The 19,027-nt window shown below is 61.7% G+C and carries 19 protein-coding genes; 10 read left to right on the top strand and 9 right to left on the bottom strand.

The features are described 5' to 3' along the window. The first annotated feature begins 79 nt into the window (after nt 1-79). Entirely contained in the window at nt 80-1,408 is a 1,329-nt protein-coding gene (locus tag ATN38_RS09835) for a lipase family protein (RefSeq protein WP_218747886.1), read from the top strand. Next, nucleotides 1,405-2,661 (top strand): Tat pathway signal protein, encoded by a 1,257-nt coding sequence (locus ATN38_RS09830; RefSeq protein ID WP_218747885.1) that lies wholly within the window; start codon nt 1,405-1,407, stop codon nt 2,659-2,661. Before ATN38_RS09835 ends, ATN38_RS09830 begins: the two co-directional genes overlap by 4 nt. Nucleotides 2,662-2,713: 52 nt before the next feature. On the opposite strand, the gene ATN38_RS09825 is transcribed toward ATN38_RS09830, so the two are convergent. Together ATN38_RS09825 and ATN38_RS09820 are read right to left on the bottom strand one after the other, a co-directional pair. Then, entirely contained in the window at nt 2,714-4,090 is a 1,377-nt protein-coding gene (locus ATN38_RS09825; RefSeq protein WP_003942962.1) for an MFS transporter, read from the bottom strand. 52 nt (nt 4,091-4,142) lie between these two features. After that, a complete protein-coding gene (locus tag ATN38_RS09820) occupies nt 4,143-5,018 on the bottom strand; it encodes an SGNH/GDSL hydrolase family protein (RefSeq protein WP_218747884.1) in 876 nt (291 codons plus the stop codon). A 136-nt stretch (nt 5,019-5,154) separates the two neighbouring features. Between ATN38_RS09820 and ATN38_RS09815 the strand changes: the two genes are divergently transcribed. From ATN38_RS09815 to ATN38_RS09805, 3 genes are read left to right on the top strand one after another with little or no spacing between them, the layout of a single operon-like run. After that, nucleotides 5,155-6,438 carry a CdaR family transcriptional regulator gene (locus tag ATN38_RS09815; protein ID WP_058038471.1) on the top strand — a complete coding sequence of 428 codons (1,284 nt, stop codon included), beginning with the start codon at nt 5,155-5,157 and terminating at the stop codon, nt 6,436-6,438. A 60-nt stretch (nt 6,439-6,498) separates the two neighbouring features. Beyond that, nucleotides 6,499-7,026, top strand: a complete 528-nt coding sequence (locus ATN38_RS09810) for a hypothetical protein (protein ID WP_218747883.1) — start codon at nt 6,499-6,501, stop codon at nt 7,024-7,026. A 55-nt stretch (nt 7,027-7,081) separates the two neighbouring features. Then, nucleotides 7,082-7,810: a YdcF family protein gene (locus ATN38_RS09805; RefSeq protein ID WP_030536059.1), complete on the top strand. Its 729-nt coding sequence runs from the start codon at nt 7,082-7,084 to the stop codon at nt 7,808-7,810. Between the two features lie 2 nt (nt 7,811-7,812). Here the strand turns inward: ATN38_RS09805 and ATN38_RS09800 are convergent, their stop codons facing one another. Further along, nucleotides 7,813-8,616: an AraC family transcriptional regulator gene (locus ATN38_RS09800; protein WP_233272387.1), complete on the bottom strand. Its 804-nt coding sequence runs from the start codon at nt 8,614-8,616 to the stop codon at nt 7,813-7,815. Here ATN38_RS09800 and ATN38_RS33185 point away from each other — a divergent pair. Next, nucleotides 8,539-8,706, top strand: coding sequence for a hypothetical protein (locus ATN38_RS33185; RefSeq protein ID WP_231783601.1), 168 nt, complete (start codon nt 8,539-8,541; stop codon nt 8,704-8,706). The two genes, ATN38_RS09800 and ATN38_RS33185, sit on opposite strands and share 78 nt — an antisense overlap. A gap of 189 nt (nt 8,707-8,895) precedes the next feature. Further along, on the top strand, nt 8,896-9,588 hold the full coding sequence (locus tag ATN38_RS09795; RefSeq protein ID WP_007730784.1) for an alpha/beta hydrolase: 693 nt from the start codon (nt 8,896-8,898) through the stop codon (nt 9,586-9,588). Between the two features lie 54 nt (nt 9,589-9,642). Here the strand turns inward: ATN38_RS09795 and ATN38_RS09790 are convergent, their stop codons facing one another. Continuing rightward, nucleotides 9,643-10,074 carry a MarR family winged helix-turn-helix transcriptional regulator gene (locus tag ATN38_RS09790; protein WP_003942924.1) on the bottom strand — a complete coding sequence of 144 codons (432 nt, stop codon included), beginning with the start codon at nt 10,072-10,074 and terminating at the stop codon, nt 9,643-9,645. A gap of 147 nt (nt 10,075-10,221) precedes the next feature. Next, nucleotides 10,222-10,890: a DsbA family protein gene (locus ATN38_RS09785; protein WP_007730785.1), complete on the bottom strand. Its 669-nt coding sequence runs from the start codon at nt 10,888-10,890 to the stop codon at nt 10,222-10,224. A 140-nt stretch (nt 10,891-11,030) separates the two neighbouring features. Between ATN38_RS09785 and ATN38_RS09780 the strand changes: the two genes are divergently transcribed. Beyond that, nucleotides 11,031-11,858 carry an AraC family transcriptional regulator gene (locus ATN38_RS09780; RefSeq protein WP_030536057.1) on the top strand — a complete coding sequence of 276 codons (828 nt, stop codon included), beginning with the start codon at nt 11,031-11,033 and terminating at the stop codon, nt 11,856-11,858. Here the strand turns inward: ATN38_RS09780 and ATN38_RS09775 are convergent. Both ATN38_RS09775 and ATN38_RS09770 read right to left on the bottom strand, forming a co-directional pair. Further along, nucleotides 11,845-12,840, bottom strand: a complete 996-nt coding sequence (locus tag ATN38_RS09775; RefSeq protein WP_042446360.1) for an ABC transporter substrate-binding protein — start codon at nt 12,838-12,840, stop codon at nt 11,845-11,847. The two genes, ATN38_RS09780 and ATN38_RS09775, sit on opposite strands and share 14 nt — an antisense overlap. 6 nt (nt 12,841-12,846) lie before the next feature. Further along, entirely contained in the window at nt 12,847-14,238 is a 1,392-nt protein-coding gene (locus ATN38_RS09770; protein WP_218747882.1) for an MFS transporter, read from the bottom strand. A gap of 119 nt (nt 14,239-14,357) precedes the next feature. Between ATN38_RS09770 and ATN38_RS09765 the strand changes: the two genes are divergently transcribed. Then, nucleotides 14,358-15,020, top strand: coding sequence for a TetR/AcrR family transcriptional regulator (locus ATN38_RS09765; RefSeq protein WP_204855300.1), 663 nt, complete (start codon nt 14,358-14,360; stop codon nt 15,018-15,020). Nucleotides 15,021-15,026: 6 nt separating this feature from the next. Here the strand turns inward: ATN38_RS09765 and ATN38_RS09760 are convergent, their stop codons facing one another. Beyond that, entirely contained in the window at nt 15,027-16,247 is a 1,221-nt protein-coding gene (locus ATN38_RS09760; RefSeq protein WP_058038329.1) for an SfnB family sulfur acquisition oxidoreductase, read from the bottom strand. A 98-nt stretch (nt 16,248-16,345) separates the two neighbouring features. On the opposite strand from ATN38_RS09760, the gene sfnG reads away from it, so the two are divergent. Beyond that, nucleotides 16,346-17,470, top strand: coding sequence for a dimethylsulfone monooxygenase SfnG (sfnG, locus tag ATN38_RS09755; protein ID WP_218747881.1), 1,125 nt, complete (start codon nt 16,346-16,348; stop codon nt 17,468-17,470). A 12-nt stretch (nt 17,471-17,482) separates the two neighbouring features. Here the strand turns inward: sfnG and ATN38_RS09750 are convergent, their stop codons facing one another. Then, nucleotides 17,483-19,009 carry an aldehyde dehydrogenase family protein gene (locus tag ATN38_RS09750; RefSeq protein WP_193604695.1) on the bottom strand — a complete coding sequence of 509 codons (1,527 nt, stop codon included), beginning with the start codon at nt 19,007-19,009 and terminating at the stop codon, nt 17,483-17,485. Nucleotides 19,010-19,027: the final 18 nt, after the last annotated feature.

Here is a 19,027-nt window from a genome sequence, read left to right as displayed (position 1 = left end):
GGTGCCCGACTTGTCTGTTAATGCAGGTGAATGGGAGTGTAGGGGTGCTCATTACCCGAAAGTAAGGAACTCGTGAACGATGTTTGACTCGACGTGGCGACGGTGGTCATGGCGCGCCGGAACGGCATCGGCCCTGGCAGTGGCCTTGTTTGCGGTGGGGTCGCCGGCTGGTGCGCAGGAGACCGTCGACCTGGCCGACGTGTTCAACCCGTTGGTCGTGAAGGCACTCCAAGGCGCTGACATTTCCACCGAATTGACTCCACTCGGGCTCTCGTCCGATGATCCGTGGTTCGACGAACCTGAAAGCGAGCCGGGTACCGCCCCCGGCACACTTCTCAAAGCGCGTCCGGTCAGCGTGCAGGTCTACCAGGTCCGTCCCGACGTGGTCTCGGCTCACCAACTCATGTACACCACCACTGATCACTTCGGTCGGCAGGTGATCAGCACCGGAATTCTGATGATTCCCGAGGACGGAACTGCGCCAGGTGATCGCAAGATCATCGGATACGCCGAGGCGAACGACAGCCTCGGCGCGAACTGCGCACCAAGTCACCAGTGGACCGGCGGCAATCAGAGCGACCCGGCGATGTTCTCGGCGCTCGGCCCGGTGGCTCAGATGTTCGGCCACGGCTGGGCAGTGATGATGAGCGACGTCGGCAACGACGGCGACACTGCTCCCCATCCGTTCTCGATCGGACAGTTCTCAGGGAAGGCAACGCTCGACGGCGTTCGGGCAGCACTCGCGCTTCCGGAAGGCGGCCTCGAATCAGACACCCCTGTCGGCATCTACGGTGTCGCCGGAGGCGGTGTCGCAGCGGGCTTTGCCGCGGAACAGGCCCATGAATATGCGCCGGAACTGAACGTCCAGGCCAGTGCCATTCAGGCGATGATGATCGACCCGGCAACGTTCGAGGAAACAGCGGCCGGTGGGATCGGTTCCGGATTCGTCTTCTCGAGCATTCTCGGATTCGACGCGGGCTACCCCGACGTTCGGCTCGACGACCATCTGACTCCGATCGGTCACAACGTCGCCGCAGCCTTCCGCGCGTCCTGCCAGGCGCTCTACCTCGGACTCCCATTCGTTCCGTTCGACGTCCTACTTACCAACCCTTCGCCCCGAACGATCCCTGCGCTGGCCGCGGCGTACGCGGACAACACGTTGGGAAAGCAGGCGCCGGCTTCCAAGCTTCTGATTTCTTCCTGTGAGGACGACTTTCTCGTTCCCTTCAGTGAGGCAGAGCACTTGGCGCAGACATATCGAGCAGACGGCGGCAACGTGGACCTGCTCCCGTCGCAGTGCGGGCCGCTCGATTACGTGACCAACCTGTACAAGACGGTGACCGATCAGCTGGGTATGCAGGACATCGCCTGGCTGGCAAAGACGTTCGACGAAGCCGAGGGACGATGAGCTTGCGGAAGTCTCTGACGCGCAGGGATTTTGCGCGCACGGTTCTCGTTGCTTCGGCAGGTATCGGCGGTGCCGTCGTACTGGGAGGCAGGGCGTCCGCGGGTACTGGTGAGCTCGACAGGTACCTCGACCTGGAAGCAGTGAACGCAAACGCCGAAGCCACGGGCGGCCTGCATCCTTCTCTGCCATCGGATTCCGCGACGCTGCGGTCTTTGGTGGATACCGCCCGAGCCTCGGGAGTGGATCCGCATCGCTATCAGACACTGCTCAAGCAGTACTGGCTCGCGGTCGGGACGGAGTCGGCAGGTATCGATCTCGCTTCGTGGACTCCGTTCGACGGTGTGCACGCGAATCTCGGAAACCTCACCAACACTTTCCAATTCTACGAGCGACTCCAGCTCGAGCATCGAGAGCTGCAGTGGGCAGGTATGGGAGGAATGGTCGGGCCCGCTTTCGCCGGTGGACTCCTCGACTTGGACTACGGGCGGGTTGTGCTGGAAGTCCAAGCGATCAGCGAGGCGATGGCACTGGTGTGGCGAGAGATCGACCGCATCGGGGCGCCGGTTGCATCGTCGATGGGAGCGCCCGAGGACATTGCGGCACTTCTCCAGGTCGGCCACGAGATTCGCCCCGAGGACGTGATGTGGTTCCAGGGGAAAGTGATTGCGATGAGCAAACACATCTTCTCGGACCTGATTCCCATGCACATGGCGTGGGTTCACGACGGTGTCGACGGCATCGCCGAACTCGATCGCGCAGGGCTGCTCGACGAGAACGCCCGTATCGCGTGGAACAACATTGCTTCGGGGACACCGGAATCGGTCTTCGACGGCAATGTGCGTCTGCTGCGAAGGGAGCAGTACCAGTCGGTGGGTGATCAGTGGGACGAGGCGAAGGCCTACCGCGGCAGTGTTGGTCGCTCGTTGACCTACCTGACCACCTTCGCCGCATCACCGTCGATGCCTGGCGTCGTGCCGCCACGCGAGTCGAACCCGCTCTCGTTCGAGGTGGGCAATGCTGTTGTGCAAACGCCGCTTCCGGACTTCAACTGGGCGGACCGGGACGGTCGTTGGACCTACATCAACGGTCAGCTGCTCCCGGTCTACAACAACCTGATGAACAATCAACCGGAACTGTGGCGAGCGACGCTGGCCGCGCCCGTCTCCGTTCGGATAACCGAGCAGCGAATGATCGCTCGCTTGCCGGACATGTTGCGGTCCATGTTGTCGACTCTGGCGATTACGGTCAACTGAACTCGGCGGTGGCGGGGCCTCAGGGTCCCGCCACCGCCCGTGAACTTGTCGGTCAGGCCTGGCTCAGCTCCGCTTGCATGCGCGCGGAGTCCTTGCCGACAGTGCGGGTAGCCAGGTAGATGAATACCGCGGTGAGTGCCAACATGATCGGCACGAGATACATGGCCGAGTTCAACCCGTCGCCGGCGTACTGAGCCAACTTCCCGGTACCTGCATCTGCAAGTGCACGCTTGGCGAACCAGTCCGAGATCGCTCCAACGGCAACCGGTCCGGAGAATCCGCCGAGAAGGTACATGGCAGCGAAGAACAGCGCCGTCGCAGTGCCGCGGAGCCTGGGAACCACGACGTCGTGAATGGCGGGGTAGACGCTGATGTAGAAGCCGTAGGCCAGAAGCCACCCGGCCGAGAACAAGAGCGTGAACATCACGACGTTCCCGCCGTGTTGCAACAGTGCCAGCGCCGTCAAAGGTGCCGCCAATGCCGAGGTTCCGACACCGATCATCAACCGTGCGCGCGGTGAGCGTGCGCTGGCCTTGTCAGCGTAGCGAGCGCCGAGAAGCAATCCGATCAGGCCCGTGATTCCGACGATGATGCCGGTGACCGATGCCGCAGCAGTCAGTTTCAGGTGGTACTGGCGCATCAGAAGCGGGACGACAAACGAATTCACTGCGTAGGCGGCGAAGTTGAACGTCAGTCCGGCAAGGATGAGCCAACGAAGCGTGGGAATTGCGAGCAGACGACGGATCGGACGGGTGATCGGTGCCTGTGAAACAGCGGCTGCGCGGGCCTCCGGACTTTCGGAACCACCACGAACCGGATCTGCCATGCGGTAGAGCACGACTGCCAGCAGGACACCGGGAATCGCCGCGAGGAAGAACGGTGCACGCCAGCTGTCGAATGCCTCGGCGATCTTGCCGACGGTGAAGTAGGCGAGCATGAGGCCAATCGGCAAACCGAGCATGAAGACACCAAGTGCGCGTGAGCGTCGTTCTGCCGGGTAGATATCGCCGATCATCGAGTTGGCTGCAGGTGTGAAGGTCGCTTCGCCCACACCGACGCCTAGACGCGCGAGGATGAACAGCACATAGCTGCCGGCGGCACCGGTTGCTGCCGTCAGTCCGCTCCACACCAGGAGTCCGATCCCGATGATCTTGGGACGGTTCTTCGTGTCGGCCAACCGGCCCAGAGGCAGTCCTGCGACTGCGTAGACGAGGGTGAATGCAGAGGTGATCAATCCCAATTGCAAGTCGCTGAGCGAAAACTCGTTCTTGATCGGCTCGGCAACGACCGAGGGGATCGCCCGGTCGAAGAAGTTGAGCATGTTTGCGAGAAATAGTGCGACGAGTGTGCCGCCGAGAAGTTTGTCGCGTGTTCCGACAGGGGCGCCGTCGACGGACGGCAGCGGCGGAGCGTCTCGTTGAATTGACATGATTGTTCCACCCTTTTCGCGAGTGCTGAATGAATTGTGCTGGGGGAGAAGCTCAGGACAGAGCGTCGGCGACCGTTTTGCCGATCGCCTGCATCCCGGCCGCAGTGGGATGCAGTGGAACCGCCGGCTGGGTAGGGACGATTCCCGTGTAGTAAGCAGTGGCAGGGTCCGTGCAGATGTCATGCCCGGCAGTGGTTTCGGTGATGTCGATGTACTCGACGCCGTGACGGGCCGCAGTTGCTGCCATGACCGTGTTGCCGTAGTCGATCACACTCTGGAGATAGTCGGCGTCGCGCGGCCAGAACGGCTGAGTGCCGGGGCAGCCGCCACCACGGATGTATGTTCCGTATCCGACCACGACGATGCGCGCCGACGGTGCTCGATCCTGCGCGACTTCGATCATGGAACTCCAACCTGTGGACGCATTTTCGATCATTTGTCGCTGTTGATCGACGCCACCGGAGGTGAACTTGTCACGGCAGGACGTTCCGGTGGGTTCGGGGAGTGGATTGACGCAGCTCAGAACTGTCGGGAACAACGAGATGTCGTTGGCACCGATGGTGATGGTGACGAGGTCGGTATCAGGCCCCAATGCTGTTGCCTGCGGTGATACTTGACCGGAGAACGTCGATTGTGCGGTGTCCGTGACGTTGGCGGATCGCGCCGACGAGCAGGTCATATCCGTGAGTTCAGCGCCGAGTTCTCGCGCCACCACGGACGGGTAGTTGTCGAGTGATCGTAGACAGCCCGGTGACGACGAGTCCTGCGCGGTGACCAGTGGGCCGGCCGCCGCGGAATCGCCGAGTGCGACGTACTGGATAGTGCTGACCGGTGTCTCGGCACTCGACACACCGGTCCCGAGAGCCGCGATCGAACCGGCAGCCACGACGCCTGCCAGAATGGCTGCGCTGCGCGTTTTCCACGTCACTCGAGGCTCCTCTTGGTCGAAGGTGGGACTTCCAGTTACGCCGCTGATTGTGAATTCGTGAGTGGCGTGGGTTACATAGTGATAGGAAAAAGGCAGGTCGGCCTTGTGGTGGCAATTCAATTCTGTGGAGGGTTTTGTGTCAGGAAACAAAGATCTGCCGTTCGAGCCGATCCTGGTTGGTGGCAGATCTCTGGCCGACCGACTGGCGCAACGCACCCATCCACTGGTCATTGAGACAGTCGATCTGGTCCACCGCGACGTCACCTTCTACCGGTTGCTCCCTGACGAGGCATTACGTAACGACGTCACCACCATCGTGAGGCGCAATCTGGAACTGTTCATTTCGATGCTGCGGACCGGCGCCGATCTGGCGCCCGAGTTGCTCGCCGACATCAGCGAATCGGCTCGCCAACGGGCTCAGGAATTGGTTCCGCTCGGTGAGGTGCTGCGGGCATATCACCTGGCTGCCGGGCTGTGGTGGGAGACCATCAGCGAATGGGCGGTCCCGGAAGACGGTGTCGCACTTGCCCGCACCGGACGACTCCTGAATGCATACACCGCGGCCTCCGCGTCGGCGGTTCTTGCCGGCTACGGTTCCGACCATGCCACCCAGACGGACGAGGATTCTGCGCGAAGGTCATTGTTCGTAGCACTTTCGACGGGTGTCGATGTTGATCGGGTCTCCGACGATGTGGGCATCAGGTTGGCGCGCCTGTACTGGGTGGTGGCGCTGCACGTCGAACGGAATGACGACGAGTCCTCGACCGAGGTGGACACTGCCGTCGCCGAGCGGAGAAAGGTGCGCCACCTGCAACGAGAGCTCGATCAGGTGGGGCGTGACAAAGCGCTCGGGGTGCTCGGGAGCAGTGGCGGAGCCGTACTGATTCCTATTGTGGAATCGGAACCCGCTGAGGGGAACTGGGCGTCGAGTCCGCAATATCTTTCATTGTGTCGACGATTGGGTGATCTCGAGAAGGTCATCGGTGCATCGACGGTTGCCGCCGTACATGTCGCGGCACCGCCCGCAATTCCCGCAGCGGTGTCGCAGGCGCGCGAGGTGCTGAACGTTGCCCGAAAGTACGGCCGTACAAGTGGGGTCGTGCGTCTCGAGGATCTTGCAGTCGAGTATCAACTGACCCGCCCGAGCGCTGCGCTGCCGATCCTCGCAGATGTGTTGTCGCCGTTGGAGTCCGATCCTGCCGTGCTCGAGACGCTCGAATCTTTCATCGACTCCGGATTCGATCGAGCTACCACCGCTCGGCAGTTGCACGTACACCCGAACACGGTCGTGTACCGCCTGCGTAAAGCGAGTTCCCTGACGGGACTTGACCTGTCGTCACCGAAAGACCTTGTACAGGTCACCATGGCGCTGGGAGCGCGTCGCGCAATCGGCATGGAGGCGGACTCTTCCCAAACGTGATGGGTCTGTGGTTCTCTGTGAACGTGCCTGATTCTCGGATTGGCAATCCGGCCGGGAGACATGGCCAGACTGGGTCAGCTGATGGTGCAACGAGGCGCGTGGCGTGATCAGACGTTGATCGACTCCGCCTACCTCGACGAGTTGTCCGCGCCCTCTCCGTCCAATGGGGGGTACGGCTTCTTGACCTGGGTGAACGCGGGCGAGGACTTCTACTCCGTGAATGCGCCGGTGAGCAAGTATGTTTCGCATCCGGTGTGGCAGAACGCGCCTCGGGATCTCTATCTCCAGGAGTTCTTGCGGCTTGTCGTCGCTTCGATCGTGGACGTTCCACCGCCGCCGTACGTCGGGCCTCCCATGCTTGGGTCGGGTGGTCCGCTCATCGACGATCTGTCACAGCTCGTCGGCTTCGCGAACCCCGAATTGATCTTCGACACGATGGTCGGGACGGGGCGAGCAGGAACACCCGGATGCAACATCGTGATCTGCAACAACGAATTGTTGCCGTTCAGTGTCGTCGGCCTGCTCGGGGATGCTGCAGCTCAGATCGGTAACGCGGCAGGCGCGTCGATTCGAGATGCTGGTAGATGACGGTTTCGAACCCGAATTGTTGCCCAATATTTATGTTTAATCTGTGTGACGGTCAGTGAACAGTAAATTTGAGTCAAATGATGCAATCGCGACGAAATGTTCGTTACCGTGGGCTGGACAATCGACAATCTGGGGGTTCGGCTACATGGCAAATGTTCGTAGGTCTCTGACGAAGGGATTGATTGCTGCTTCGGTAATCGCCGCAGCCGGAGTGGGATTGTCGCCGGCGACAGCGAGTGCCGACATCACTCCGACGACGGTCGTCAACGGCATCCTGTCGACGGTGGGCGGCTGCCAAACACCGGTGCGGTCTCTCATTCTCGCGTGCACGAGTGCTGAGACGCTGACACGCCAGTCGCCCGTGCTGCTCGACCTCAACCCCGTGGGCACGAACATCGTCGTCTTGGGTGCCGGCCTCTTCGACGACGGCACGATGCGTCCGATGTTGGTCGACCGGCTTCAGGCGGCGCTCCAGCTGGCCCGTCAGTACCCGCAGTCTCCGATCATCACAAGCGGTGGGGCTCCGAAGGCCGGAGTAACGGAAGCCAGGGCGATGCGCGAATGGCTCGTTGCCAACGGCGTCAACCCGGGCCGGATCACCGAAGAGGGAACTTCGTGGTCGACGGTCGAGAATGCGATCAACTCTGCGCGGATTCTCGCCGATCGAGGCGCGACCGGCGTGGTTGTGGTCTCGAGCGCCAATCACGTGGAGCGCGCGATGGTGGACTTCCGCGTTGCAGTTCTCGGCCGGATCCCGGTCGCAGGCGTAATCGCTGCGACCTGACGTCAGTGATTGTGGGAGTTGGACTTTCGCCAGTTCAACGGCGAGGCGTCGAATCGTCGACGGAAGGCGCGGCTGAACGCGGCATCGGATTCGTAGCCGACAGTTATCGCAATGGTTCCGACCGGCTCGGTGGTTTGCACGAGTAGTTCGGCGGCACGGTCGAGTCGGCGCTCGGTGATGTAAGCGCCGGGCGTCTGGCCGACCAGTCGCGAGAAGCGCTCCGCAAAAGACGATCTCGACAGGGTGGACAGCGTCGCCAGTTCGTCGATGGTCCAGTTGCGTGACGGGTCGTTGTGGACGGCCTCGAGGGCCTGCCCGATTCGTGGATCCATTGCTGCGGTCAACCATCCGCCGTTCGATCCGTCCGCTCGAGCCCACGCTCTGAGGATCTGGACGAAGAGAAGGTCGAGAATCCGGGAAACCATCACGGAGGAACCAGGTTTCGGATCGTCCACCTCGGCGCCCAACAGTCGGCTGCTCACCTCGAGCCACTCGACCGGGGTTCCTTGTGTCGCGCGCAGTTCGACGAAGTCCGGCAGAACGGACAGCAGTCGCTGCGCTGCGACGTCGTCGAGTGTGAAAGTACCGAAAAGCCAACATGTTTCGTTTTTCGTGTGCATCGGCATCGCATTCTCGATCGTATGAGCATGCCCATGGGGTAACAGTACGAGTTCCCCGGGGCCGAGTTCGATCGGGGCTTTGCCCTGCGTTCTGATCACGATGTCACCGTGCTCGGCAATGTGAAGTGCTCGCACCCCCGTGGGTACCTCCACGGTGAAGTTCTCGCCGTGGACGCAGCGATGAATCTGATCACCGCGAAGGTGGACGACTTCGAGAACGTGCGAGAGGGTGTCCCGGGTTCGAGTCTCGTCGGTGGTGGGTACGTACCGCTGTGATGATGTTGTCCTCATGGATCGATCACTCCGATGTCTCGAGCATTCGGCGTTTCTGCACAAAAACTTGGCAATCTGGTCATGGTTATTGATCCAGGATCCCCTTAACGTGGGTAACAGGCAAGGTCTGGGTTTCGAAGGCTTGCCGATCGTCGGAGTATTCGTCGCACTGCGTATCTGGAGGAGTTGGTCATGACAGAGAAGGTAAACATCGTTCTGGTGCATGGAGCCTGGGGAGACGGTTCTCATTGGCGTCACGTCATACCCACCCTGCACAACGCCGGGCATCGAGTGGTTGCGGTCCAGAATCCACTTACTTCGCTCGCCGACGACGTGGACCGGACCAGGAAGTTGGCCGAATCGATGGACGGCCCGACCCTGCTGGTCGGACACTCGTACGGCGGCGCGGTGATCACAGGCGCGGGTCATGCGGAAAACGTTGTGGGACTGGTATATATCGCTGCCTTTGCGCCGGACGAGGGTGACAGCCTGGGAAGTATCTTCGCCCGCACGGATCAGCCGGCGGGCGCGGCGAACATCGCGCCGGACGCCGAGGGCTTCTTGTGGATCGCCCCGGACAAGTTTCAGGAGAGTTTCAGTCAGGATCTCGACGACACCGAAGCATTGGTCATGGCGCTGACGCAGAAACCCATTGCGGGTCAGTGCTTCTCGGACCCGTCAGGGCCGCCGGCATGGCGTGGGAAGCCCAGTTGGTATCAGGTTTCAGGGCAGGACCGAATGATTCCGCCGGAAACCGAGCGATGGATGGCAGAGCGTATCGGTGCCCGCGAGATCGAGGAACTCGACGCAGGCCATGCATCCTTGGCGTCCCACCCGCACGAGGTCACCCAGTTGATCCTGCGTGCTGCTGCAGAATTGTCGTGACGGCGTAAATCGTCCGGCTGTTCGAGTGGGCTGCCCATCACGACTAATTTGTCGTCAGTCCTCGGAACTGCCCAGTCGGTGAAGCAGCGCTGTCAGCGTGGTGATGTCGTCCGTATCCCATTTCGCGAGTCGAGCGCGCCAGCGATCTATCTGGTGATTGCGGATGGTCGTGAGCTTCGTTCGCGCCTCAGGGGTCAGAGCTACCAACTTGGCGCGAGCGTCGTCGGGATCGGGGATTCGTTCCACCAGGCCGAGTCGAGCTGCGGCGTCGATTTGCCTGGTCAAGGTGGACTTCTCGATATCGAGGGTGCAGATCAGGTCGGACATCCGCACCGCATCCGAACGGTTCAGGATGACCAGAACCGGGTAGAGCGCCGGATCGAGTTTGGGATGAATTGCGCGCGCATAGGTGCGCGCCTGGGCGCGTCCTCGTTGCCACATGTCGGCAAGTTCCATCTCCAGGCCCGTGATCGGATCTGAAACCACTGTCGTTTCCCCTTTGGTGCGATTCGTTCGGTGTTCATCAAACCAGAAGGGGGGCCGAAGTGATTTGGGTGAAGTCACGCTGAGCGAAAGGTACGTTCGGCGTACTGAAGGCGCCGGGCGTACCTTTCGCTCGCAAAAGTGCGTGGGTCAAGCCACCGCATACGCCCGCACGCACGTGTTCAGGTCGCGGGTGAGATCGGCCGCGGTACTGGTCGGAGAACCGAATTTCACGACGGACCCGTCGCTCCCGTGGAACAACAGCGTCGGAAACGAAGTGGCGCCGAGCCTGCGTGCTCGGACGAAATCAGCGCGGGCGGCATCCTTCGAGGCGGCGGTGAACAGGGAAGACACCGCGGCAGATGGGTCGAGTTGGAGGGATTCCGCGATGGATCGGTACGTCTCGGGATCGGAAAGGCTGCGACCGTCTCGGTAGAACGCGATCTGCATGGCCTCCGCGATGTCGAGGGCGCGTGTCGGATCTTGCGCGCGCAGTGCGGCGAGTCCGATCGCTGCATCCGTCGAATCCATGACGAACCGCCCATCAGTCACCAGTTGTGAATATCCGTCACCGAAGACAGCGCCGGTCTGGGCGGCGATGGTGGCGTTGGCTGATTTCAGGTACGGAGCCGAAGACATGGGCGCGACGCGCTCACCGGTGAACAGTCCGCCGCTGACCACGGACAAGTCGATGGAATCGGCATTTTGACGGACGAACTCCGTCAACGCAGGGCCGAAGCCGAAACACCACCCGCAATAGGCGTCGAAGACGTAGGTGAGTTGCGTCTTGCCTGCTGTTTCCGAGCGTGATGTCTGCACTGGAAGATTCCTATCCGAGCGTGAACTGATTGATACCCTGACGGTATGTCGCATTCGGGTATTCGGTCACGGTGAAGATGAGTCCCGAACTAGTGAAAAACAGACAAGTACCCGTCCGGGACGTCGGGTACGCATCGTCGGTGGCAGATGCGACCGAGATCGAAGTACTCAGCCTGGACACCATTCGCATCAACGGGGGAAGCGCAGAGTTCGTCGGCCCCCAACGTCCGCAATTTCACTTGCTCGCTCTGGTGACCGAGGGCTCGGCGCTACACACCATCGACTTCGTGAACTACGCGGTGAGCCCGGGGACCGTGTTCTGGGTCAGACCGGGGCAGGTGCAACAGTGGGGGCGAATCCAGGACTTCGAGGCGACGGTTGTTCTGTTCACGCCCTCGTCGCTCGATGCCGTCAGCCAGCAGTTGTTGGACGGGAACGCCCGCAGTCGGCAGGCAGCGTGGCAGTTGTCCGGCGAGAACCTCGAGACCATCAGCACGGGTATGAAACACCTGAACCTGAACTACGGCTGCCCGGATACTTCCGCGCCGGTCGTTCGCGCGGCCATTCTGCGGCACACGCTGACAGCAATTCTGTTGAAACTGACCCATCTCGGTGGACAGGAACAGAGTTCCGTGCTGGCGCACAATGACGTGTTCGAAAGGTTTCATGCCGTTGTCGAACGTGACTTCGCCACGGTCCGTTCGGTTTCGGAGTACGCCAACAAGATCGGGTACTCCGAGAAGACTGTGCTGCGGGCCACCCGAGCCGCTGCCGGGATGACGGCAAAGCAGTACATCGATCAGCGTGTGGTTCTCGAAGCGAAACGTCTGCTGTCTTTCGGCACGGACACGGTCACCCAGGTGGCGTCGAAGTTGGGGTTCGACGATTCTGCGAACTTCACGAAGTTCTTCGCCACCCGGGTGGGTGTTTCTCCGCTGACCTTTCGTCAGGACGTCAGAGCGCGCTGAATGCCGCCCATCGCGCGTCGGCGCTGTCGAGGGTTCCGATACTGTTCTGCCCCTTGCCATGTGCGATGCCGTCCAGATCCTGGATGATCCAGTAGATGGCAAAAGGATGGCTGCCGAACCAGAGATCACCGCTGACGTCCAGAGCGTGCGCCGGATCGGGTGTCAGGTTGTCGAACAGTGGAGTGTTTCGCACGATGGATGCGTCGTACTGCTGCCCGGAAAGTACGGCGACGGTCTGCGCCGCATGCTCGGGTAGGAGTTCCGGCGAGACGGGGGAAATCGTGCCGGTGTCTTGATTGTTGGTCGCGTTGATTTCCGATGCCGGCCTGGTGAATCCGGCCTCGGTGACCAGTGTGGAGATGGGAGTGGTCGGTGGCACGGTGAACAGGTTTCCGCTGTAGCCGAGAAGGATCGCAAGGCTCTGGCCGGCAGCCGCGGACTTGACGTCTTCGAGACCGGATTCCAGCTTTCCGATCATGGCGGTTGCTTCACTGCCTCGATCGAGCTGTGCCCCAGCTTGTTCGAGCACGTCACGCCACGGCGCCGAGTACGGGAGGACCAAGGTTGGCGCCACGGCGTTGATCTGAGCGAACAGGCTCGGTAATGGACCGGCATTGCTCATCAAGATTTCATCGGGTTCGACGGACGCGATCTCCTCGACGGCGGGGTTGGCGAAGAAGGTTGGCTTGTCGAGAACTTCGACGCCCTGCTCGCGCAGGATCGACTTGGCGACGTCCGATCGCAGGGTGCTGTAGACGACGGTGGGCTTCACGCCGAGTGCGAGTGCACTCAACCCCGCGTACTCGTCGAGCGCGAGAATGCGCTGCGGTGAGGCCGGAACTTCGACGGTGCCGAGTTCGTGGGTGACGGAGCGAGTTGCAGAGGCGGTGTCGGACTCGGCGGAGCTGCTGCACGCGCTTGCGCCGGCGACGGTCAGGAGAAGCGCCGAGACGATGCCGAATGCGGTTCGGGTGGTGAACATCTGAGGTCAACGATCCATTCGTGGGAAGAAGAAGGACAGGAGGGTACCGGCCAGCAGTAGGCCGGAGCAGACGAAGAGGGCTTGGGAGTATCCGGAAACCAGTGCTTCGGTCGGCGCGCTGTCCGAACGTGCCGTCGAGGAAGCGGCGACGCTCACGAGAACGGCTAGTCCGAGTGAACCGCCGATCTGACGCGATGTACTCAGTAGCCCGGATGCCATGCCGACTTCTTCGGGGGGAGCGTCGGCGGTGGCGACGTTACTGAGCGGCATGAACGACAGACCGATGCCGATGCTCGCCAGAAGCGAAGGCACCAGGATGACGGCCCAGAAGGGACTGTCGAGGTTCATGGTCGAAAACATGAAAGTTCCGATTGCGGCGACTGCTGTCCCGACTACGAGCAGCGGTCGAACTCCGTAGCGCGGAAGGAGTTTGGTGGACGCGAGGATGCCGATCACCAGGCCGAAGCAGAAGGGTAGGAAAGCCAGACCGGTGGTGGTCGGTGAATAGCCCAGCCCGCGTTGCAGGAAGAGTGAGACGAAGAAGAACGCGCTGAACTGTGCCGCGCACACCAGGCACATGATGGCGTTGGCCAGTCCGATTCGGGGTCGAAGCAGGGTGGACAGTCGTACCAGTGGTGTGGCGCAGCGGCTTTCGACCACAACGAAAGCAGTGAGCAGCGCGATCGTGAGCGCGAATCCACCCAGCACGTAACCCGAAGTCCAGGAATGTGATTCCGTGGCGATCACTGTGCCGACAAGGGCGGTGATTCCGGCCGTCGCCAAGATGGCTCCGGGGAGATCGAGGGAGCCGCCTCTGGCGGCTTGGCCGGCCGGCAGGCCACGGGCACCGGCAACTGCGGCGATCAGGGCCACTGGTGCGCCGGCGAACATCACCCATCGCCAACTGAGCCCTTCAGTCAAAATGCCGCTCAGGACGACACCGAGTGCGCCGCCCAGTGCTGACGACATTGCGCCGATGCCGAATGCCTTGGCCCTGGCGCGTCCGGTGGGAAAGGCCTGACTGAGTGCGGCGAGCCCGGCCGGAGCGATCAGTGCAGCGCCGACGCCTTGAAGCGCCCGCGCTCCGACAAGCATTTCGGCGGACACGGAGAAGGTGCCGACGATGCTGACGAGGGCGAACAGCAGAAGCCCGGAAACCAGAACTCGACGAGTGCCCATCACGTCGCACAGACGACCGCCGAGAAGAAGTAGTCCGCCGAAGGCGAGGGCGTACGCGTTGACGACCCAGGACAACCCGGCGTCGGAAAAGTTCAGCGATTCCTGGATGTCGGGCAGTGCGACGTTGATGACCGACATGTCGAAGGCCACCAGGAATTGCGCTGCCGCGGCGGCTGTGAGGACCAGAGTCGGTGCGGCTACCGCTCGAGTTGGTGTCATTGCAGGTACCTAATTTGTATACGCGTTCTCATAAGTAGTTAGGTTTACCTTGCTGTCGACTGAGATGCAAGGGGTTCCCCGGGCGAGAGCGTCGTAGCAGGGGCGCGCACAATCGACGGATGGCCGAAAAGATGGAACCGAGATCACCGCGGCTCGGACGTCCCCCGACGATCACGTCGGAGCAGATAGTCGACGAGGCGAAACGGCAGCTACAGACCGGCGGCGCCGACGCGTTGAGCATGCGAGCGTTGGCGAAGTCGCTCGGCACCACGCCGATGGCGCTGTACCGGCACGTGGGCGACAAGGAACAGCTGATCAGCGCGGTGCTCGATCTGTACTCACAAGATCTCGGCGCGCTGGTCCTGCCGCAGGATCAGGTCGAACGGCTTCGCACGATCTTCACCGCGATCTTCGAAAAGCTGGCGTCGGAGCGCTGGATCATCGAGTTGCTTCAGCGCGGTGGCCGTGGTGGGAGCGGCGCTGTGGTCTTGGTCGATCGGGCGATGGCCGCGTGTGTCGAACTCGGTATGTCACCTCGTCGCGCACTGTTAGTCTATCGAGCGCTGTGGAACTACACACTCGGCGCATTGCTCAACATCTACGACACCACTACGCGACCGGAAGGCAGCGTGTCACCTCTCGCGGTCAAGATCCGAGAAATCGGGCCCGAGAAACTGCCGGTGCTCAGTGAGGTGCTCGAGGACTGGCCTGGAGGGACGACGACTGAGAGCTACTTGGAAGGACTGGAAGTCTTGATCAGCGGATATATGAACTCCGACTGAGTGTGTTCACAGCAGTCCGTGCCGCGGTGGGATTGTCCCGGACAGTGTCCACCGGCCGATGTGCTGGACCTTCCACCTCGTCGGATCGTGCAGGGTGTGCGTGCGCGCGTCACGCCAGAATCGGGAGAGGTTCGCCGATTCGCCCGCGCTTCTGGTGCCACCGATCTCGAACAAAGTGCTCGTGGCCGCCAATGACGCCCTGGCGCCGACCACTTTGGCAGTTGCAGCGTCGATGGATGCTCGGGCCGTGGAGTCCTCGGTGGGATCACGACGCGCCACGTCGATCGATCGCGCTGCTTCCGCCAAGAGGGATCTGGCAGCGCGAACCTCGATTGCCGCTTCGCCGGCGAGTTGAACGAGCAGTGGATCCTCCACCGCTGTATCGACTTTCGCTTCGAAGAAGGGACGCGCCTTTGCCGCGAGTTTCACGGATTCACGCAGTGCAGCCGACGCGATGCCGGTGTCGATCGCGGCGTGCAGGATCTGGGCCTGTGCTCCGTAGGTGGTCGGGTGAGTGAAGAGCGACGTGAAGGGCACGACATTGAACCGCGGCACCGAAACGGATTCCAGGGTCACGGTTCCGCTTGCAGTTGTCTTCTGTCCCATGCCGTCCCAGTCGTCGACGATCGACAGTCCGGGAGTATTCCGGGGTAGGTAGACCGCGGATTTCACCTGTGCGCCGGTCTCGGTGAATTGATCCGCATTGGCGGCACGCACCACGATCCAATCTGCGAAAAGCGCTCCGGTGCAATAGAATTTTCGACCTTCGAGCACAAAGTCTTCCCCGTCGGGGGTGAGAGTGGTGCCGTCGATGTCGATGGTCTTGTTGCCGCGCTCGCTCTGGGCGTTGGCGAACTGCTTGCCCGACAATGCTTCGGCGTAGAAGAACTGCTTCTGCTCGTTAGACCCCTGGTACCGGAGCGCTTCCAGGAAAGTGAAGTGGCTGTGCGGAATCTGCGCGATGCTGGGATCGCCCTCGGCGAGTAGGCGGAAGACCTCGGCCAACGTCTCGGTGCTTGCGTCGATGCCACCGAACTCCTTCGGCACCGAGAGTCCGAGCAAGCCGGACCGCGCCAGGGTGCGAACCTCGTCGTGGGGAAGGAGGCGCTGCGCATCGCGGACTCCGGCACCTGCCGCGAACTCGTCGGACAGCTGTGACGCCACCGAGAGCGCCTCGTCCTCGCTGGTGATGCGGTGCGCGATCTCCTGAATGTCCACAGCAGTCATGCTGCCACCGTTTCACAGTCGCAGCACCCACCCAACACTTACAACCTGTGTGATCGCTACCCTGGAAACCACTGGGAACTGCATGTTTGCTGGGTTTCATGTCTACTGAACGTATCGCCGACGAGATCAAGTTCGCGTACTGGGTGCCCAATGTCAGTGGTGGTCTGGTCACCTCCGACATCGAGCAGCGGACCAGCTGGGACTACGAGTACAACAAGAAGCTGGCACAGACCGCCGAGAACAACGGCTTCGAGTACGCCCTGAGCCAGGTACGTTACGAGGCGAGCTACGGGGCCGAATTCCAGCACGAATCCACGAGCTTCAGCCTTGCGCTTCTCCTGGCCACTGAGAAGCTCAAGGTGATCGCCGCGGTGCATCCGGGACTCTGGCAGCCGGCCGTGTTGGCGAAACTGGGCGCTACCGCCGATCACTTGTCGAACGGTCGTTTTGCCGTCAACGTCGTCAGTGGTTGGTTCAAGGACGAGTTCACACATCTAGGCGAGCCGTGGCTCGAGCACGACGAGCGTTATCGGCGTAGCGCCGAGTTCCTTCAGGTTCTTCGGAAGATCTGGACGGAGGACGACGTCGATTTCCGCGGCGACTTCTACCGCATCCACGACTTCACGTTGAAGCCGAAGCCTCTCAACACTCCGGAGCGCCCCAATCCCGAACTGTTCCAAGGTGGTAACTCGGCGGCAGCCCGTGAGAACGCGGGCCGGTATTCGGATTGGTACTTCAGTAACGGCAAGGACTACGACGGCGTCACCGAACAGTTGGTCGACGTTCGCCGTGTTGCTCGTGAGAACGCTCGGGAGGTCAAGTTCGGGCTCAACGGATTCATCATCGCCCGCGACACCGAGGCGGAAGCAAAGGACACACTGCGCGAGATCATCGCCAAGGCCAACCGCCCTGCGGTCGAGGGATTCAAGAATGCAGTCCAACAGGCCGGCGCATCGACCGCGTCCAAGGACGGGATGTGGGCGGATTCGACGTTCGAGGACTTGGTTCAGTACAACGACGGTTTCCGCTCACAACTGATCGGCACGCCGGAACAAATCGCGCATCGGATCGTCGAATATCGCCGTCGCGGTGTCGATCTGATTCTCGGCGGATTCCTGCATTTCCAGGAGGAGATCGAATACTTCGGGGCCAAGGTGCTTCCGCTGGTTCGTGAACTCGAAGCAGCCGACAGCGACGAGCAGGTGCTCGTCACCGCCGGCTGATCGCCTGATCTCTCAGGACTTCGCGTGGCGTTTCGCCAGCATCCAACGTGAGATCTTCATGTCCCTGGCTTTTCGCTCGATGGTCAGCAGGTCCAGTGGAGCGCTGAACTTCTGAACGGCCAGTGATTTCACACTGCTGAACTCACGCAGCCCATCGGCTCCGTGGATACGGCCGAATCCGGAATCGCCGACCCCGCCGAACGGCAGGGCGGCGATTCCGGCGAAACCGAGAACCGAATTGACCGTGACGACACCGCAGTCGAGCTTCTCGGCAATTGCTCGGCCCTTCGACGAACTCTTGGTGAACACCGAGGCGCCCAAGCCGTACTTCGACGCATTGGCGCGTTCGATCCCCTCGTTCATGTCGGCGACCTTGTTCACCACGACGCTCGGGCCGAACGTCTCCTCGGTGATCGCCGTGGAATCCTCCGGAACATCTGTCAGGATGATCGGATCGATGAACGGACCGTTGAACGAATCAAGTCCGCCGAGTACAGCTTTCGCGCCGCGACTGAGAGCGTCTTCGATCTGGCCCCGGACTATCCCAGTCTGCTTTCCCAGCGTCATCGGCCCGTAGGTCGAGCTGTCGGTGGCGCCGGCGTGGGCGTCTCGTAGCGCGGCGGTGAGCTTGGACAGGAAGGCGTCGTACACGGGCGCTGCGACGTAGATTCGTTCGACGCCGGCACAGGTTTGTCCGCCGTTGCCCACTGCCCCGAATGCCGCGAAGCTCACGGCCGCATCGAGGTTGGCATCGGAGTCCACCAGCATGGCGTCCTTGCCACCGCATTCGGCGACCAGGGGAGTGAGGGTGTTCGCGCAGGCGGCCATTACGCGCTTTGCGGTAGCGGTCGAACCGGTGAATGCGATCTTGTCGACGCCGGACGAACACAGAAGTGCTCCGGTTTTGCCGTCGCCGGTAATGGTCTGCAGGACAGGGTGTCCGGGTGCCGCGATGTTCCACAGCCGGGCCAATTCGACGCCGACGCCTGGTGAGAGTTCGCTCGGTTTGAAGACTACGGCGTTACCGGCGGCCAGTGCGTAGCCGATCGACCCCATCGGTGTGTACAGCGGATAGTTCCAGGGGCCGATCACGCCGACGACGCCCATCGGCCGGTAGCCGACGGATGCAGACTGGTTGGCGCTGATCAGTCCTGCACCGACGCGTCTGCGGCGCAACACTTTCTGTGCGTTGCGTGCCGCCCAGTCGAGATGTTCGACGGCCAGCATGACTTCGAGTAGTGCGTCGTCGCTGGGTTTTCCGGTCTCGGCGGAAATGATCGCCGCCATCGATTCGGCGTGAGTGGCGATCGCGGCGCGGAAATTGCCGAGCACCTTCCGGCGGCCTTGGAATCCGAGTTGATCCCACCACTTCGACGCCGTGCGTGCTGCGGCGACCGCTTTCTCGATCTCTCGCTGGTCTGCAATGGGGTGCTGCGCGACCACGGAATCGTTGCGAGGGTCGAGGCTCGCGAAGGTGTGATCGTCCGATCTCGGATCTGTCGACGTGGACGTGCTCTGGCGGCCGAGCTGTTCTGTCATGTTCTTCAGATCCTCCAC

The organism is Rhodococcus sp. FH8 (genome assembly GCF_019266085.1).
Lineage (GTDB): Bacteria > Actinomycetota > Actinomycetes > Mycobacteriales > Mycobacteriaceae > Rhodococcus_F > Rhodococcus_F qingshengii.
Note: the sequence above shows the minus strand (reverse complement) of the source record. Positions and strands in the feature narration are given on the sequence as shown.

Bases quoted from the DNA above. Each gene is read 5' to 3' on its own strand.
- ATN38_RS09775 (WP_042446360.1), bottom strand. From the start codon at position 12,840: ATGTTCACCACCCGAACCGCATTCGGCATCGTCTCGGCGCTTCTCCTG.
- ATN38_RS09770 (WP_218747882.1), bottom strand. From the start codon at position 14,238: ATGACACCAACTCGAGCGGTAGCCGCACCGACTCTGGTCCTCACAGCC.
- ATN38_RS09760 (WP_058038329.1), bottom strand. From the start codon at position 16,247: ATGACTGCTGTGGACATTCAGGAGATCGCGCACCGCATCACCAGCGAG.
- ATN38_RS09765 (WP_204855300.1), top strand. From the start codon at position 14,358: ATGGCCGAAAAGATGGAACCGAGATCACCGCGGCTCGGACGTCCCCCG.
- ATN38_RS09795 (WP_007730784.1), top strand. From the start codon at position 8,896: ATGACAGAGAAGGTAAACATCGTTCTGGTGCATGGAGCCTGGGGAGAC.
- ATN38_RS09835 (WP_218747886.1), top strand. From the start codon at position 80: ATGTTTGACTCGACGTGGCGACGGTGGTCATGGCGCGCCGGAACGGCA.
- sfnG (WP_218747881.1), top strand. From the start codon at position 16,346: ATGTCTACTGAACGTATCGCCGACGAGATCAAGTTCGCGTACTGGGTG.
- ATN38_RS09825 (WP_003942962.1), bottom strand. From the start codon at position 4,090: ATGTCAATTCAACGAGACGCTCCGCCGCTGCCGTCCGTCGACGGCGCC.
- ATN38_RS09750 (WP_193604695.1), bottom strand. From the start codon at position 19,009: ATGACAGAACAGCTCGGCCGCCAGAGCACGTCCACGTCGACAGATCCG.
- ATN38_RS09830 (WP_218747885.1), top strand. From the start codon at position 1,405: ATGAGCTTGCGGAAGTCTCTGACGCGCAGGGATTTTGCGCGCACGGTT.
- ATN38_RS09810 (WP_218747883.1), top strand. From the start codon at position 6,499: ATGGCCAGACTGGGTCAGCTGATGGTGCAACGAGGCGCGTGGCGTGAT.